This window comes from Streptosporangium sp. G12, from assembly GCF_052983175.1.
The window spans coordinates 195,248-211,789 of record NZ_JBRIQO010000020.1 but is presented as its reverse complement, the minus strand read 5'-3'; the positions used below and the strand labels follow the sequence as shown (position 1 = coordinate 211,789).

The 16,542-nt window shown below is 71.7% G+C and carries 15 protein-coding genes; 4 read left to right on the top strand and 11 right to left on the bottom strand.

Going from position 1 to position 16,542, the window contains the following annotated elements:
- The 3 genes from ACVCAG_RS29145 to ACVCAG_RS29135 all read right to left on the bottom strand — a co-directional run.
- Positions 1 to 185 (bottom strand): ATP-binding cassette domain-containing protein (locus ACVCAG_RS29145; protein ID WP_440086643.1); only part of this gene is annotated, 185 nt, incomplete at its 3' end.
- On the bottom strand, positions 182 to 586 hold the full coding sequence (locus ACVCAG_RS29140) for a GntR family transcriptional regulator (protein WP_440073170.1): 405 nt from the start codon (positions 584 to 586) through the stop codon (positions 182 to 184). The genes ACVCAG_RS29145 and ACVCAG_RS29140, both read right to left, overlap by 4 nt.
- A gap of 279 nt (positions 587 to 865) precedes the next feature.
- Positions 866 to 2,191, bottom strand: coding sequence for a phytase (locus tag ACVCAG_RS29135; protein ID WP_447190643.1), 1,326 nt, complete (start codon positions 2,189 to 2,191; stop codon positions 866 to 868).
- Positions 2,192 to 2,445: 254 nt separating this feature from the next.
- Between ACVCAG_RS29135 and ACVCAG_RS29130 the strand changes: the two genes are divergently transcribed.
- The 4 genes from ACVCAG_RS29130 to ACVCAG_RS29115 are packed head-to-tail and all read left to right on the top strand — an operon-like array spanning position 2,446 to position 6,803.
- The gene (locus tag ACVCAG_RS29130; RefSeq protein WP_447190642.1) at positions 2,446 to 3,363 is read left to right on the top strand and encodes an STM4015 family protein; all 918 of its coding nucleotides are present in this window, start codon (positions 2,446 to 2,448) and stop codon (positions 3,361 to 3,363) included.
- A complete protein-coding gene (locus ACVCAG_RS29125; RefSeq protein ID WP_447190641.1) occupies positions 3,360 to 4,529 on the top strand; it encodes an STM4014 family protein in 1,170 nt (389 codons plus the stop codon). Before ACVCAG_RS29130 ends, ACVCAG_RS29125 begins: the two co-directional genes overlap by 4 nt.
- Positions 4,530 to 4,534: 5 nt before the next feature.
- Positions 4,535 to 5,848, top strand: coding sequence for an STM4012 family radical SAM protein (locus ACVCAG_RS29120; RefSeq protein ID WP_447190640.1), 1,314 nt, complete (start codon positions 4,535 to 4,537; stop codon positions 5,846 to 5,848).
- A 16-nt stretch (positions 5,849 to 5,864) separates the two neighbouring features.
- Entirely contained in the window at positions 5,865 to 6,803 is a 939-nt protein-coding gene (locus tag ACVCAG_RS29115; protein WP_440086637.1) for an STM4011 family radical SAM protein, read from the top strand.
- Here ACVCAG_RS29115 and ACVCAG_RS29110 read toward each other — a convergent pair whose 3' ends face one another.
- The 8 genes from ACVCAG_RS29110 to ACVCAG_RS29075 all read right to left on the bottom strand — a co-directional run bounded on the left by ACVCAG_RS29110 (position 6,804) and on the right by ACVCAG_RS29075 (position 16,097).
- On the bottom strand, positions 6,804 to 7,991 hold the full coding sequence (locus ACVCAG_RS29110) for a DUF6745 domain-containing protein (protein WP_440086636.1): 1,188 nt from the start codon (positions 7,989 to 7,991) through the stop codon (positions 6,804 to 6,806).
- Between the two features lie 48 nt (positions 7,992 to 8,039).
- The gene (locus ACVCAG_RS29105) at positions 8,040 to 8,360 is read right to left on the bottom strand and encodes a hypothetical protein (protein ID WP_440086635.1); all 321 of its coding nucleotides are present in this window, start codon (positions 8,358 to 8,360) and stop codon (positions 8,040 to 8,042) included.
- Between the two features lie 70 nt (positions 8,361 to 8,430).
- Positions 8,431 to 9,666, bottom strand: coding sequence for a DegT/DnrJ/EryC1/StrS family aminotransferase (locus ACVCAG_RS29100; protein WP_447190639.1), 1,236 nt, complete (start codon positions 9,664 to 9,666; stop codon positions 8,431 to 8,433).
- 20 nt (positions 9,667 to 9,686) lie between these two features.
- Positions 9,687 to 10,778, bottom strand: a complete 1,092-nt coding sequence (locus ACVCAG_RS29095) for a GNAT family N-acetyltransferase (RefSeq protein ID WP_440086632.1) — start codon at positions 10,776 to 10,778, stop codon at positions 9,687 to 9,689.
- Between the two features lie 271 nt (positions 10,779 to 11,049).
- Positions 11,050 to 12,204, bottom strand: coding sequence for a DegT/DnrJ/EryC1/StrS family aminotransferase (locus ACVCAG_RS29090; protein WP_440086631.1), 1,155 nt, complete (start codon positions 12,202 to 12,204; stop codon positions 11,050 to 11,052).
- 75 nt (positions 12,205 to 12,279) lie between these two features.
- Positions 12,280 to 13,647 (bottom strand): lipopolysaccharide biosynthesis protein, encoded by a 1,368-nt coding sequence (locus ACVCAG_RS29085; protein ID WP_440086630.1) that lies wholly within the window; start codon positions 13,645 to 13,647, stop codon positions 12,280 to 12,282.
- A gap of 606 nt (positions 13,648 to 14,253) precedes the next feature.
- The gene (locus tag ACVCAG_RS29080; protein WP_440086629.1) at positions 14,254 to 15,567 is read right to left on the bottom strand and encodes a M20/M25/M40 family metallo-hydrolase; all 1,314 of its coding nucleotides are present in this window, start codon (positions 15,565 to 15,567) and stop codon (positions 14,254 to 14,256) included.
- Positions 15,568 to 15,713: 146 nt separating this feature from the next.
- The gene (locus tag ACVCAG_RS29075; RefSeq protein ID WP_440086628.1) at positions 15,714 to 16,097 is read right to left on the bottom strand and encodes an Lsr2 dimerization domain-containing protein; all 384 of its coding nucleotides are present in this window, start codon (positions 16,095 to 16,097) and stop codon (positions 15,714 to 15,716) included.
- Between the last annotated feature and the right edge of the window lie 445 nt (positions 16,098 to 16,542).

Here is a 16,542-nt window from a genome sequence, read left to right as displayed (position 1 = left end):
GTGATGTGGCCTGCCGTCGGCTCCAGCTGGCCGCCGGCCAGCTTCAGCAGCGTGGTCTTGCCGGCTCCGTTGGGGCCCACCAGCCCGACGACGTGGCCGGCCGGGATGTCGATGGTGCACTCGCGCAGCGCCCAGCGCCTGCCGTACCGCCTGCCCAGTGCCTGGGCCTCTAAGACAGCGGTCACGCTATGTCCTCCTGAGCGGTGGTCCGAAAGGTGGTCATGAAGAGGGCCTCGATGCTCTCGTCGTCGAGGCCGGCCCGGCGGGCCTTGGCCAGCCAGCGCTGCAGCTCCAGCCGCAGCGGGCCGTGCGCGGCCAGCGAGGTGTCGGTGAGGGTCGCCGTCACGAACGTCCCCACCCCTGGCCTGGCGGCGACCAGGCCCTCGTGCTCGAGTTCCCGGTAGGCCTTGAGGACGGTGTTGGGGTTGATCGCCAGCTGCGCCACGGCCTCCTTGACGGTCGGCAGCTGGTCGCCCTCGCGCAGCAGGCCGAGTCGCAGCGCGTGCCGTACCTGCTGGACCAGCTGCATGTACGGCGAGACGCCGGACTTCGCATCCAGATGGAACTCGATCACCAGTTCCTCCATTTATCTACTGTCCTAGGACTTTAGATTACTACATGTATGGAACTTGTTAAGAAAACGCTCGGCGGGGAGCTCGCCGCGCTCCCACAGCGCCGGCGCGTGACGCGGGCGAGCCCGGTGCGGGGATGACAGCACCGGGCTCGTGGCGGGGGATGACCCCATCGGGGTTCGTGCGGGCTCGTGGCGGGGACGACCCCACCGGGTTCGGGCGGGCCGCGACGGATCGGCCGCGCGGGGGCCCGCGATGGCGGACCGGCCGCGCCGGCCCGCGACGGAGGACCGTCAGTCCCGCGGGTTCCAGCCGTCGGTGTCCACGTCGAGGTCGAGTGCGCCGGCGACGTCGCCCCACCCGACGAACTTGAAGTTCGTGTTCTCCCTGGCCTCGCCGTCCTCGTCGACCGCCCCCGGGGTGTTCTCACCGTCGTGTGCCACGAGCAGGCCCTTGTCGAACCGGCCCAGCGGGACGCTGACCACCATCGAGCCGTCGCTGTGCTCGACGCCGTCCAGGCCGTGGCCCGCGCCGATCCGGAACTGTCCGACGTAGTCGTTGCCCTTCCGGTCGTAGACGGTGAAGGTGTTGTCACCCTGGCCGGAGGCGAGCAGGTAACCGTCGCCGCCGTCACCGTGGTAGATCGTCAGCCCCTCGGCGTCGGCCGACAGGTGCCTGCCGCCGTAACCGGGGTCGGCGCCCGGCGCGCACTCCTCGGTCTCGGGGTCGTAGACGCCCGGCCTGCCGTACTCGCGGACCTTGTCGACCAGCTTCGGGGTGCCGGTGAGGTCGGCCCGCATCCGCCAGATGCCCACGTCCTCCTGGGCGGCGTAGAGCACGTCCCGCTCCCCGTCGACGACCATGCCCTCGACCTGGGGCAGCTCGCCGGGCTCCAGGCACGGTGTCCAGGTCGTACGGTTCGGCAGCCGGAACGAGCCGGGCAGGTCCAGGGTGCGGACGAGCCGGTAGCCGACCTTCCCGTGCGCGGTGGCGGTCAGCCTCAGCAGCGCGACGCGCGTCCTGTGCCGCTGGCTGACCAGGACGTAGGTGCCGGTCCCGTCCTGCCAGGTGGCCAGGCCGTACGCGGTCCGCGCGTCGTTGACCTGCTCCTGGCCGGTGTTGAACACGAACGGCACGGCGGGGTCGGTCAGGTCGGTGAGCGGTGCCCGCCCGCCTTCCGCCCCGTCCTCGTCGACGGCGTAGAAGCGGATCTGGTCCCGGCCCCGGTCGGAGACGACGGCCAGATCGGTCCTGACGCCGTTGGACAGGCGCAGGCCGTACACCAGGTCGACGTTGTTGAACCGGCCGGGTTCGTCGTCCTCGCCGGGGGCCGCGGGGGCGGGTACGTGCTGGAGTCGCCTGCCGTCCAGGTCGTAGGCGTACAGGCCGCCCTCCTTGGCGGTGGCCATCACCACGCTTCTTCCCGAGCGGGTGGGATGCACCCAGATCGCGGGATCGTCGCCGTTGGCGTTGCCGCCGGCGTCGTCGTCGAACAGGGCGGGGGTCTCGACCCGGGGCTTGACCGTGGGGATCCCGTCGGCCAGCGCGGCGGGCGCGAGCGCGGATCCGGTCAGGCAGAGCGCCAGCGCCGCCAGGCAGAGGCGAGTCCGTGAACGCATGGATCTCCTTGTGTGTGGGATATGTAGAGAAATGTCCTTTTGATCGTTGTGGAATCGGCGCAACGGGAAGTTGACGGGAGGAGAACGCGACGGCCGTACGGGATGAAGGGTTCCCGGCCGTGCTCGCGTCACCTGATCGGAGGCATTGGAGGCATCGGAGGCATCGGAGGCATCGGAGGCAGGGCCGCCAGGTCCACATCTGTCGGCGCCGGCTGCTAGAACTTGACCCCCTGCCCGTACCGAGGAGTCCCCCCATGATCCATCAGCACCTCACCGCGTTCCACGGTCTTCCCGTCCGCTTCCCCGGCGCCGACGACACGCCCGCGTCGCAGGCCGCGTGGCGCGTCAGCGGTGATCCCTACGACGGTGAGGAGACCATCGACGACGCCGTCCGTGAGCTGCTCGACAAGGTCGACTGCGCCGCCGTGCGAGCGCTGGTCGTGGGCACGTGGGGATGGGCGCACGACGACGACCGAGCCGACGAACCGATCCGGTTGCTCGTCGAGGCCGCGCCCCGCCTTCCCGCGCTGGAGGCGATCTTCCTCGGCGACTACGTCAGCGAGGAGTCTGAGATCTCCTGGATCGGGCAGTCCGACGTGACCCCGCTCCTGACCGCGTATCCCCGGTTGAGACGACTCGACGTGCGTGGCGGCGACGGCCTCCGACTCCAGCCCGTCGTGCACACCGCGCTGGAGACCCTCCGTTTCGAGTCGGGCGGGTTGCCGGCCGGGGTGGTCAGGGCGGTCGGCGCGTCCACGTTGCCCGCGCTGCGGCACCTGGAGATGTGGCTGGGCGAGGAGAGCTACTCGGGCGACTCCGGCCCTGACGACTGGGCGGCGATCCTCGCGGGCGGCGGCCTGCCCGCGCTGAGGCATCTCGGCCTGCAGGACAGCGAGCGGCAGGACGAGGTGGCCGCCGCCGTCGCCACCGCGCCGATCGTGGCGCGGCTGGAGTCGCTCGACCTGTCCATGGGCGTCCTGTCCGACGAGGGCGCCGAGGCGTTGCTGTCCGGTCAGCCGCTCACCCACCTCAAGCGGCTCAACCTGCGGCACCACTTCATGAGCGAGGAGATGGCCGCGAAGATCGTGGCCGCCCTGAGCGGGGTCGAGGTCGACGTGTCCGAGCAGCAGGAGATCGACGGCGACTGGCGCTTCATCGAGGTGTCCGAGTGACCGCGCCCGGCACCGCGCTGGAAAGGCCCCCGTCCGCCGATCGCCGCACGCGGGCGGCGCCCCTCGCGGTCGTCGGCACGCCCGGCGACCGGCGGGTGACCCTGTTCGGGGACGCCCTGCGCGCGCGCGGCCTGCCCGGGCCCCTCGTCGTCCCCTGGCGTGACGTGCTCGCCGGGACCGGGTTCCGTATCCCGGAGCGGGCATGCGTCCGCATCGACTCCCCCGGCGAGGACCCCGCGGCCGACGAATTGCTGCGTGGCCCCGGCGCGCCCACCCGGGTCGGCGGCGGAGCGTCCTGGCACACCGCGTTCGTGCGTGGCCTCGAGCGCGTACGGCGGGCGGTGGCGCGGACACCGGGCGCCCGGCTGCTCGGTGACGTCGACGAGATCGCGGTGATGTTCGACAAGCGGCGGTCGCACGCCCGGTTGCTGGGCGCCGGCGTGCCGGTGCCGCCCGCCCTGCCCGCGCCGATCACCGGCTACTCCCACCTGCGCGACCTCATGGCCCGATCGGGCTGGAACCGGGTGTTCGTCAAACCGGCTCACGGCTCGTCGGCCTCGGGAATCGTGGCGCTCCAGGTCCAGGCCGCGCGGATCCACGCGGTCAGTTCCGTCGAGCTCGTCCGCCCCCGGCCGGAGGCCGCAGGGCGGATCCGCCCAGAGCTGCACAACTCGCTACGCGTGCGCGCCTACACCGACGAAGCCGACGTGGCCATGATCGTCGACGCGCTCGCGCCCGACGGGCTGCACGTGGAGCGCTGGTTCCCCAAGGCGTCGGTGGACGGGCGTGTGTTCGACCTCCGCGTCGTCGTGGTCGGCGGACGGCCCACGCACGCCGTTGTCCGTGCCAGCCGTGGCCCGATGACGAACCTGCACCTGGGCGGCACCCGTGGTGATCTCGATCAGGTCCGGGCCCGGCTCGGGGCGGCCGGGTGGGAGCAGGCCATGCGGACATGCGAGCAGGCGGCGGCCTGCTTTCCCGGCTCCGTCATGGTCGGGGTCGACCTCATGGTGGGCATCGGCTGGCGTCGCTTCGCCGTGGCGGAGGTGAACGCCTTCGGCGACCTGCTGCCCGGGCTCACCGGTCTGCCCGAGAGCGGGGCCGCCGGCCTCGACTGCCACGCCACGCAGGTGGCCCACCTCCTCACGCTCCGGAGCGCGGCATGAGAGACATGAGCGCTACCGACGGCACGCACGACGTGAGGCCCTACGAAGGGTACGTCTACGCCTACCCGCACAAGACGGCCTACCGTCCGCTCGACCCGCGGCCCCCGCTACGCGAGGTCTGGGAAAAGGAGCGCACCGACGCGCTCTTCCTCTACCTGCACGTGCCCTTCTGCGAGATGCGGTGCGGCTTCTGCAACCTGTTCACCAGGACCGGTGCCCCCGCGGAGCTGGTGACCTCCTACCTCGACGCGCTCCGGCGCCAGGCGGAAGCGGTGCGGCAGGCACTGCCGGACGACGCGCGTTTCGTCACCGCGGCGATCGGCGGCGGCACACCCACCTATCTGGAGGCGGCCGAGCTGGCCAGGCTGCTCGACCTGGCCGAGCAGACCATGGGGACCGACTTCTCCACCACCCCGCTCGGGATCGAGACCTCTCCGGCCACCGCCACGCCTGACCGTCTGGCCGTGCTCGCCGAACGCGGCACCACCCGGATCTCGATCGGGGTGCAGAGTTTCATCGACGCCGAGGCCAGAGCCGCCCTGCGACCGCAGCGCCGCACCGAGGTCGAGACCGCGCTGACCGCCATCCGCGAGGCCGGGTTCCGCACGCTCAACATCGATCTGATCTACGGCATCGACGGCCAGACACCGGACACCTGGCGCCGTTCTCTCGACGCCACCCTCGCCTGGCGCCCGGAGGAGATCTATCTCTACCCGCTGTACGTCCGGCCTCTCACCGGGCTGGGCGTCCTCGGCCGCGACTGGGACGACCAGCGGCTCGGCCTCTACCGCCAGGGCCGCGACCATCTCCTGGCCGCCGGGTACGAGCAGGTGTCCATGCGGATGTTCCGGCTGCCCGGCACGGAGTCGGGCAGCGAGTACCACTGCCAGAGCGACGGCATGGTCGGTCTCGGCTGCGGCGCCCGTTCCTACACGTCGCGGCTGCATTACTCCTTCGAGTACGCCGTGGGCGTGCGGCACGTGCGCGCGATCATCGACGATTTCATCCGGCTGCCGCGTGCCGCGTTCGGCGTCGCCAACGTCGGCTTCGCGCTCGATGATCTCGAACAGCGCCGGCGCCATCTCATCCAGTCCCTGCTGCAGGCCGAAGGGCTCGACCGAGCCGCCTACAGGACGCGTTTCGGCGGCGACGTCCTCGACGACTTCGTCCTCGACACGTTCGCGGAGCGCGGCTGGGTGGTGGACGACTCCACCCGCGTACGGCTGACGCCCGAAGGACTGGCCCGTTCCGACGCCATCGGGCCGGCCCTGTTCTCCGACAGGGCCCGCGACCTCATGGACTCCTATGATCTCCGCTGATCCTCCGGGAGGACCGATGACCGGCCCCGGGCGGGCCCCACTGTCGATATGGGACATCACACCGCGGCACGTGGACGCGTCCCCGGCGGGCGACATCCCGAAGCCCGAGGAGCTGACCCTCCTCTACCGGGGCCCACTGGCCAGTTGCGACTACGACTGCGCCTACTGCCCCTTCGCGAAGCGGCGCGACAGCCCGGACCGGTTGCGCGCCGATCGAGAGGCGCTGGCCCGCTTCACCGCCTGGGTCGCGGCGCGCGACTTTCCCATCTCGGTGCTGTTCACGCCGTGGGGCGAGGGGCTCGTCAGATCGTGGTATCGCGCCGCGATGGTGGAGCTGAGCCACCTGGCCCACGTACGCAGGGTGGCCATCCAGACCAACCTGAGCACCCGGCTGAGGTGGCTCGCCGAAGCCGACCTGGACACGCTCGCCCTCTGGGTCACCTACCACCCGGGCCAGGTGACGCACGACCGGTTCCTGGCCCGATGCCGGGAGCTGCTCGCCCACGGGGTGCGCTTCAGCGTCGGCGTGGTCGGCGTCCCCGACCACGCCGAGCCGGCCAGGCGGCTGCGGGCGGAGCTCCCCGACGACGTGTATCTGTGGATCAACGCCGCCGAGGGACATGTCTACACCGAGCGGGAGGCGGCCGTCTGGACCGGGATCGACCCGTTGTTCGACTACAGCAGGAGGCCGCACCCCAGCCTCGGACTGCCCTGTCGCACCGGCCGGAGCGTGGTGTCGGTCGACGGCGAGGGCACGGTGCGGCGGTGCCACTTCGTCGCGCAGCCGATCGGCAACCTCTACGACGGATCGGCTCTGCGCGCGCTCGCCCCACGCCCGTGCCCGCTTCCCGTGTGCGACTGCCACATCGGATACGTGCATCTCGAACCGCTCGATCTCCACCGCGTCTTCGCGGGCGGCCTGCTCGAACGCATCCCCGCGGGCTGGCCGCGTTGATCAGGTCTGTTTCTGCGGTTCGTACTGATCGGCGGACAGGCCGAAGGTCCACGCGACCCCCTCACGGGCGGTGGTGACGTAGGGCGGCACCCGGAGGAAGTAGGTACGGCTGGTGCCGTCGGGCTCCGGCGTCGAGTTGACCACCTCGACCATGACGAGGGACTCGTCGTCGGGGAACGCGGCCCGCCAGAGCACTCCGGTCTCGTCCCGCTGGACGACCTCGGCGCCGGACTCCTTCACGTAACGGTCGAACCCGTAGTGTTCGAGCATCACCCTGCGCAGCTCGGCGTTGGGCTCCTGCCTGATGCGCGGCGCCGACAGGTCGGCCATCACGGCCCCGAACTCCGCGGGGACGGGCATGCCGTGCCAGGCGTGCAGGGCGAAACCGTCGGGGAAGGCCAGCGCCGGCCCCGCCGCGCGATGCAGGCGGCCCAGGTCGTCGCGGTGCAGCTCGGCCGGGCGTTCGCAGATCAGGACGACGTGTTCGAACGGCCACCACCAGCCGGCTTCCCTCGACACGCGCATCACGCCGCCGAGCGGGGTGAGATCGACCTCGGTGCTCTCCCCGAGGGCGTCGAAGAACGCGAGCCAGGGAGCGTCGTGCTGGCCGAGGACCGCGTCAAGGGTCGCGCGGCGCAGCAACGCTTCGACCCCGTCATTCTCGCCGGCCCCGTCACTCTCGCCGGCATGGCCGGAGGGCGGGCCGGTCACCTCGGGCGCGGCCGCCGATCGGCCGATGCCGCGGCGGATCTCGCGCGTCAGCCGGTTGACCTTCGGCCACAGGTCGGCACCGACGAACTCCCAGGCCGCCGCCCACCCGGCGGGCGGGAGGATGGAGAGGGCCTGGGCGCGGACGTGCTCCCACGGCCTGGTCCTGACGAGATCGCGGACGGGCGACCCGGGATCGAGCCCGAGGAGCGCCGGCGGGAGAACCTCGGTCCCTCCGACGGCGTCGCGGTCCTCCGCGGAGCCGGTGAGGACGACGGCGGCCGCCGCGGCCCGGGCCGGCGAGGCGAACCAGACGATCCGCTCGGGCTCCGGGAGCCCGGCGCCGCGGTAGGCGGCACGGACCCCTTCTTCGGCGGCGGGCCGATCCGCCGGACCGGTGGCATGGGCGACGGGGTCCCACCTGGTCACGGCGTCGGCGAGGGACGCGGCCAGCTCGGGCGAGAGGGCAGGGGGGCGCATGGGCTTCCTTGACTGTCCGGGGGAGGGCTGGGGGGCGAAACCGGTCGATCAGTCGGCGACGTACCGGGCGTAGGAGCCGGGCACGTACTCGCGCTGCCGTACGATCCGGAACCATCCCTTGGGCAGGGAGATGGTGGCGTGCTCCTCGTGCACCAGCCGGCCGCCCTGGGGCAGGTGAAGGAACTCGGGCGCACCGGAGTCACGCCCCACGAGCAGGGTGCCCGCCCCCGGTACGGCATGCGCGTGCCCCGTCGCCTCGCCGAGCGCCAGCACCAGCCGGCCATGCTTGTCACGGGGCGCGGCCACCAGGTGCGCGGGCACGGACTCGCCGGTGACCGGCATGATCAGGATGTCTCCTTGACGGAACACTGGAACCTCCTCGTCGTTGCTCGAAAGGTAGAGGACACGACCGACAGTTCCGCCGCGCCCGCCGCTCCGCTCAGCCGGGTCGCCGCGACGCCGTGAAGGGCCGCGCGGCCGGGCGGACGTCCAGCTCGGCCAGCAGGCCGGCCATGCGGGCGGCGCGGAGCGGGTCGACGGGCAGGACGTGGCCGGTCCACCAGCGGGCGATCTCCGGGGTCGGCCCCGCGGGAACCAGGTCCAGGTAGTCGTCCAGCGGCGGATCGTAGATGAAACCGGGTACCACGCCCCGGCTCTCCAGCCGGGCGACGACCTCGTCGCGGTCCTCGACCAGCAGGGGCACCCGCAGCAGTGGCTGCGGCACCGCCTCGCGGACGCCCTCGGCCGCCCAGGGCAGGGTGCGCAGCAGCTCGACCCCGGCCACCCGGCGCTCCCGCTCGCGGTCGATCACCCGGAACCGGGATCGGTGGTAGCCGCGCAGCAGCGGCCCCTGACGCATCCGCCAGTCGTCGAGGTCGATCCGCAGCCAGTGGTCCATGGCGCGCGGGTCGACCGGATCGGCGGCGACGACCGCGCGCAGCTCGTCCTCGCGGGGCGGGCAGCGGTGGCCGGTCCACCGCACGAGCCCGAGCGCCTTGAGGGCGTGCCACATCGGCCTGACCAGCCCGGTGCGGTAGATCGTCTCGCGCAGCACGGGCCGCAGCGTGCCGAGCAGCTGGGCACGCGCCCCTCCGGGGAGCAGCAGCTCGTCCCTGGCCCGCGCCAGCTCGGGCAGCGCGGCCGGGTCCTCCGCGGTGAGGAACCCGCCGGACATCGCCCGCCCGTGCTTGGCGAGGCTGAACACCCCGGCGGTGCCGAAGGTGCCCGCCGGGCGGCCGTCCACGACCGTCTGCATGGCGTGCGCCGCGTCGTCGAGAAGGAGCACGCCGCGCCGGTCGCACTCGGCCCGCAGCTCGGCCACCCGGTCGGGCTGGCCGTACAGGTGCGTGGTGACGACACCGGCGAGACCGGTCCAGTCGACGGCTGGGACGTCGATGTTGCCGTCGCGCCAGGAGACCGGCGCCATCACCGGCTCCAGCCCGGCGGCCAGCACGACGAACAGCACCGTCTCGCAGTTCGTCGGCGAGATCAGCACCCTGTCGCCGCGCTCGAACCAGTGGCGCAGCGCCAGCAGCAGGCCGAACCTGGCGGACGGCACGTGCAGGCACTCCTGGCCGATCCGGTCGCGCATGGCCGCCTCGAGCGCGCGGCGGCCGTCCGCGCGCCCGCTCCCGCTTCCGTTCCCGCGGCCGGACGTGGCGGGGTGACCGCTCATCGGGCCCTCCTTCGGTCGGCTCACGTGGTCTTCCCGCGGGTGCGCAGCCGACCGTACCGCTTCATGGCCCTGTCGGCGGCGCCGTACAGGACCGGGCTGTCGAGGATGAACCGCCGCACCCGGCGGACCGGCTCGGTGCGCAGCCAGTGCGCCGCCGCGCCCGCCGACCGGCGGCGCACGATGCCCTCGGTGACGGGGACGGTCCGGCTGCACAGCGCGTCCTTGTACTCCGAGCCGTTGCTGATGCCCAGGTCGAGCGAGGTGATCCCCAGTTTCGCGGCGGCCTCGACCATGTGCAGGTGCTGGATCAGGCCGGGGGAGTATTTGGCGTACTCGGGGTCGTAGGCGGGAAACCATCCGATCATCGTCGTGCCGGTGCGCAGCCCGAAGTGGCCCGCGACGGGCCTGCCGCCGGCGTACAGCATCGACAGCGGCCCGGCGAAGTCGTCGGTGTCGACGGCGTGCAGGCGCTCGGCCAGCTCCACGACCCACGCCTTGCCGAAGCGGTCGGGGCGGCCCATCCGCTGGTACTGGGCTGACTTCCACTCGCGCAGCAGCCGGAACTGCTCCGGGTCGCGCACCGCGAACTCGGAGGTGACCTCGCCCGCGTCGCGGCCCAGCTTGCGCTCCTTGTACAGGGTGGTCTTGAGGAACTTCGGGGAGCGCTCGCGCAGCTCGTCGAGGAAGGCCGAATAGCCGCCGCCGAGGTCGAGGACCACGGCCTCCTGCCGGAGCGTCTCGAACGGCTGGAACCACGGCTGGCGCTCGACCATGCAGCCGAACTCCCACACGCTCAGCCCGCACGCCTTGAGCAGGGCGCCGGAGTCGAGCTCGGCCCCTGGCCGGTGGACGACCCCCTGGGAGAGCGAGACCCACCCGCCCAGCGCGGCGCCCACCCCGCCGCCGTGCCGCTCGAAGGGGAAGAACCCCACGGGCCCGTCCGACTCGGTGATCACCGCCACCCGCGCCGCCGCGCTGACCTCGCCCATCGCGACCGTGAAGTCCGGGCTGAGGAAGGGGTTGTCGAGATGCGGGCTGGAACGTTGCATTCCCCGCCATGCCGCGATCTCGGCCGGGCCCAGCTCCGCGGGCCGGATGACGCTGATTCTCATGCGCCGGCTCCCGCCGGGCGAGGACGACCAGCGGTGCGCGCAAACCTACCGTTCACGAGGCGGTGGTCCTTTCTCGAAGCCTGGTCCCAGGCACTGGACGTCGTCGGGGCGAAGGACGAGATCCAGTCGGCGCGGGCACGAAGGGTGTGCGTCACGGCACGCGGAAACCATCCAGGAACCAGGAAGCGACCCCCCGAACCGCCAGCCGGTAATCAATGAGCCAAATCTATCGGGGATATCGCCCTATTCGCTTAGTCGCCCGCCAGATTCGCTAAGCGACGTCGAAGGAGGCCCGTCCCGGGGGCACCCTGGGCGGCATCGGGGGGACCGCGGGGATGAGCCGCTCGATGACCGGCAGGGCGCGGTGGGCGTACAGCGGGTCGATCGGCAGCACGTGCCGGGCCCACCAGCGCGCCACCTCGGGCTCGGGAGAGGGGTCGGTGAACTCCGGCAGGTAGCCGTCGTACGGCGGGTCGTAGAGGTAGCCGGTGGCGACCCCGTGCCGCTCCAGTTCGGCGATGGCCCCGTCGCGGCCGTAGACCAGCAGCGGGACCCGGAACAGCGGCTGGTCCAGGTGGCGGCGGACGGCCGGCGCCACGGTGGGCTGCGCGGCCAGCACCGAGACGCCGGCGATCCGCCGTGACCGTTGCCGGGGCAGCGCGTGCAGGCGCCGCGACTGGTACCAGCGCGAAAGGTGGCCCCGCCTGGCCCGGTAGTCGTGCAGGTCGGCCTGGACCCAGGAGTCGAACGCCGGCAGCTGCTGCGGTGCGTACTCCAGCGCCCTGAGCAGCTCCGCCGGACGCGGGGCGATGCGGTATCCCTCGCGCTCCTCCTCCATGCCGAGCGCGCGCATGGCCCTCAGCGCAGGGCGGACCATGTTCAGGCGCAGCGCGGCGTGCCGGCCCGCGGAGGTCAGCACGCTGTGGATCTCCTTCCTGAAGACGCCCGGCTGCAGCAGCCGGTCGCGCTCGCGCTCCAGGGCGCGCAGGTCCGAGAGGTGCTCGACCGCGATCACCCCGCCGGAGCCCGCCCCCGCGTGTTTGGACAGGCTGAACACGCCGGCCACCCCGAAGGTGCCGATCGGCCTGCCGTTCACGCTCGTCTCGATCGCGTGCGCGACGTCCTCGATCAGGATCTTGCCGCCGAACGCGGCCACCCGGTCCGGCAGGCCGTACAGGTTGGTGGTGAGCACCGCGTCGACCGCGTCGAGGTCGACGGCGTCGACGTCGATGTTGCCGTCGTCGAGGGAGAGCGGGGCGATGACCGGGCGCAGCCCGGCCGCGAGCACGAGGAAGAGGATCTCGTCCGCCGACAGCGGTGACATCAGCAGCCGCTGGCCGGGACGACACCAGTGCCGCAGGGCCAGATACAGGCCCAGGCGGTTGGAAGGCAGCGGGAGGCAGAGGCGATGTGTCCGCTTCGCCACAATGTGCTCAGGAGTCACTGGAGACCGTCTATCACGTACGGCATCGGGACCGCAAACCGGCGGCCGCGTGTCGTCCTAACCGGTGCTCACCTGGGAGGTCTTGCCATGGTTCATCACCCTGCGCATGTTCGGGAAGACCAGCAGCGCCACCAGGAGCTGGCTGCCGAGCATGGCGTAGCCCACCGCGGCGATCCCGAAGTGGGGGAAGAGCACCGCTATCGAGGTGAGGACCAGGACGGCCATCCCGATCTGGACGAGGGCGAGCTTGCGCGCCTCGCTCTGGGCGCGCAGCATGCTGAGGCAGATCTCGATCACCGTCTGGGGGAGCACGGCGATCGCCATCAGGCGCAGCAGCGGCGAGCCGGCCTCGGCGAAACCCGGGCCGAACACGCTCAGGATCAGCGGCGCGCCGATCACGACCACCGCGACGACCGGGCCGACGATCAGGAAGGTGCGCCGCAGCGCGTTGCGCACGCTCTGCGCCAGCTGGGCGGCGTTGAAGGACCCCTCGACGGTCAGCGAGACCGCCATGTTGGCCGCGAGCAGCCCGACCATGGAGCCCAGCGTGTGGGCTATCGAGAAGTAGCCGAACGTCGGCGCGTCGTCGAGCCAGCCCGCGACGATGACCGGGACGAGATAGAGGATCAGCAGGATGGAGAACGCGCCGGGGAAGTCTCCGGCGAGGAAGCGGCCCACCTCGCGCAGGCGCGGCGGATTCGCGGCGCTCACCTCGGTGTTCTTGACGTGCTTGGGGATGATCACGCCGAAGATGAGCCAGCTGATCGGGATCAGCGCGATGGCCGTCGGCACGATCCACGAGACGAAGATCCCGCCGAAGACGCCGCCCTGCGGCAGCGCGTACGCCAGCGCGACGAGCAGGCCCATCTTGACCAGGCCGAACGCCAGGCTGTTGACCGGCACCCAGACGGCGTTGCGCAGCCCCGCCAGCGTCACGTCCTGGAGGGTGAAGACGGTCCACACGAGCACCGAGGCGAGGAAGAACAGTCCCGGGCCGAGCCCGCCGAGGTCGGCGTAGACCGAGCCCCAGATCGGCAACGTCAGCAGGAACCCCAGCGCCGCCACCAGGCCGGCGGCCCCGGCGACCGCGTAGCCGCGCAGGACGAACTCGGCGGTACGGCGCCCGGCCACCGGGATGAACCTGGCCAGGGCGCCCGCGAAGGCGAGCCCGGTCAGGGAGGAGAACAGCCGCATCGCGCTGATCTGGGCCTGACCCTCGCCGAAGGCGGCGGCGGTGTACAGGTGCGTCGCGAGGAACCAGTAGCCGAGGCCCAGCACGGCGGTGATCCCCGTATTGATCATCAGCGCGTAGCCCTGCAGGAACAGGGGGTTCCTCAGGTCCTTGCGCAGGCGGTCCATCAGGCCGGCCCCGCGCTCCTCGGTCGCCGTCCGGCCGGCCGCCTGGTCGCTCCCGTCGCGCGTCACGCGGCCATCATCGGCCGGGCCGCTTGCACCGGTCTTGCCGCCGGCTGTACGGAGGCCGGTGACCGCGTTCCCCGGGGGGTCGGAACCCTCCGGCCGGGTGCCCGGCGCGGGAACGCCGCCCCTGGGCCTGGCGTGCCGGCCTCGTCCGGTGCCGTGCTCACTCACCCCGGTACTCCCGGTCCGCGCCGTTCCCGGAGGCGGTGCGGGAGCGCCGCGGGTCGCTCGGGCGGGGTGGATCGGTGGCCTCGCCGGCGGGCCCCGGAGGGCACGTCGTCGGCGTACGCGTCTCGTCACGAGACCTGCCGGTCACCGAGGGGTACATGAGAATCGGCACGTGAGTCATGATGCCCCAGTTTCAAGCGAGCCGTGTCCGGCATGTATCCGGAAGTCCCCGGCACGGCCTGATCGTGATGGGGACTGCCCTGCTTTCGCGGGGTTGTGAGGGTGGGGGGAGAGTGGCCGAGGTCACCGAGGTCACCGCGAGCGACCCGTGGTGTGCGGAGCGGGTTCGCGGGAGCCGGACGGTCCGGGGTGAGGGGACGGCCCGCGCGCCGCCCAGGGCCTCCCAGGGCCTCAGGGCCGGGAACCCCAGGGCTTCTCAGGTCCTCAGGGGACCGGTACCGGCGCCGGCGCCGCGGAGTCTCGGGAACCTCGGGAGGTGAGGAGACGGTTCAGGACGCGGACGCCGAACTCCAGGCCCTCGACGGGGACGCGCTCGTCCACGCCGTGGAACATGCCGAAGTAGTCGAGGTCGGGGGTGAGCATCAGCGGGGCGAAGCCGTAGCCCCTGATGCCGAGCCCCGCGAAGGACTTGGCGTCCGTGCCGCCCGACATCACGTACGGCACCGGCCGCGCCGCCGGATCCTCGGCCACCAGGGCGGCGCCGAGCCGGTCGAAGAACGGCGAGTCCATCGGGGCCGAGGGGGCGTCCTCGATGTTGACGAACTCCCGGGTCACCCGGGGGCCGAGCAGGCGGTCGATCGTCTCCAGGAACTCCTCCCGGTATCCCGGCAGGAACCGCCCGTCCACGTGGCCCTCGGCGGTGCCGGGGACCACGTTGACCTTGTAGCCCGCCTGGAGCATCGTCGGGTTCGCCGAGTTGCGGATCTGCGCGCCGAACAGGTCGCCGATCCGGCCGAGCCGTCTCGCCTCCTCCTCCAGCCGGTCGAGGTCGACGCGCTCGCCGAGGATGTCCGACAGCTCCTCGATCAGTGCCGCCACCCCGGGTGTCAGCCGCACCGGCCAGGGGTGGGAGGCGATCCTGGACATGGCGTGGCAGAGCTCGGCCACCGCGTTGTCCACCGGCGGGCGGGAGCCGTGGCCCGCGACGCCGGTCGCGGTGAGCCGCATCCAGGCGGTGCCGCGCTCGCCCACCGCGACCGGGTAGATCCGCGCGCCCGGAGCCTCGACGCTGTAGCCCCCGGACTCGCTGATCGCGTCGGTGCAGCCGTCGAACAGCTCGCGATGGTGGCGCACCGCGTGGCGCGCGCCGTACTCGCCGGTGGCCTCCTCGTCGGCGAGGAAGGCCAGCACGACGTCACGGTCCGGCCGCACCCCGCGCCGGGCCCAGTCGCGGACCAGGGCGAGCGTCATGGCGAGGGTGCCCTTCATGTCGACCGCGCCCCGGCCCCAGACGCATCCGCCGGAGACCTCGCCGGAGAACGGGTGGATCCGCCAGTCGGAGGGCCGGGCGGGGACCACGTCGAGGTGGCCGTGGATCAGCAGGGCCTCGGGTGAGTCGCCGGGGATCCTGGCGACCACGCTGGTCCTGCGGCTGGCCGACTCGAACACCACCGGCTCGATCCCGGCGTCGGACAGCAGGGTGGCGACGTGCTCGGCCGCCGGACGCTCGCCGGGGCCGGGGTTGGTGGTGTCGAACCTGATCAGGTCCGAGCAGATCTGCGCGACCTCGCTGCTCATCGACGAAACGCCCCCGGAGACAAGAACCCACAATCTGGATCAAAGGTGCATACCCCTCCGGGTTGGAAATAGCACCTCGGGTCGTCGTGTCGAGCACTCCCGGCCGGCTGCGACGCCGCTACCCCTCCAGGGTCCGGGAGCTTGCCTCACTCGCTGAGCGCGGTCTGCGGAGTCTTCTTGGTCGATCCCTTGGCCACGCTGGGGTCGCCGGCGGCGAACGCCTCGGCGACCTTCCCCCCGATGCGCCCGCGCTCACTCACCTCGATCCCGTGGGACTTCGCCCACGCCCGGATCTCGGCGCTCCGCTCGCGGTTGCCGCCGGAGCCCTTCGCCCTGCCCTTGCGGCTCAGAGAGGTGTTCGCCTTGCGGGCGGCGGACTGGAACGGCTTGAGGGCCTCACGAAGTTTCGTGGCGTTCTTCGAGCTCAGATCGATCTCGTAGGCGGTGCCGTCCAAGCCGAACGAGACGGTCTCGTCCGCCTTCTTGCCGGTGATGTCGTCGGTGAACGTGACGACTTGCTGACGTGCCATTGTGCGACTCCTTAATCTTGGCGCCGGAGCGTGCGGTCGTGAACCCGACCGACGATGGTTCCCGCGTCTCTTCCCCGTGCTCAAAACTCTAGTCCCTCCTTTCACCGCTGCGCTCAGGAAACCCCTGCCACCGGAGATCCACCCTTCAGGTTAATTACTCAAGGCCGAACTCCGACGTCTCCACGTCATTGGGAAATGCTTCCCGCTCGCGGGGGATTAAAAACGACGGCGGCGCCGGGGCTCCTAGGCGCCTTGTATGCCGAGATCTGTCGGATACCCTCGGCGGGTTTTCCGGAAGGGGGCATCTGGGCGCTTTGGAGTTTCATGACCTCCGGGTGGTTTCCGGCCTCGCCGCCCGGAAAAAAATCGACTTCCGCCACTTGGGGCGACTCCGGTCCGTCGTTCCACTGCCGTTCGTTTCCCGGACGCCGTCGCGGGCGGCGCG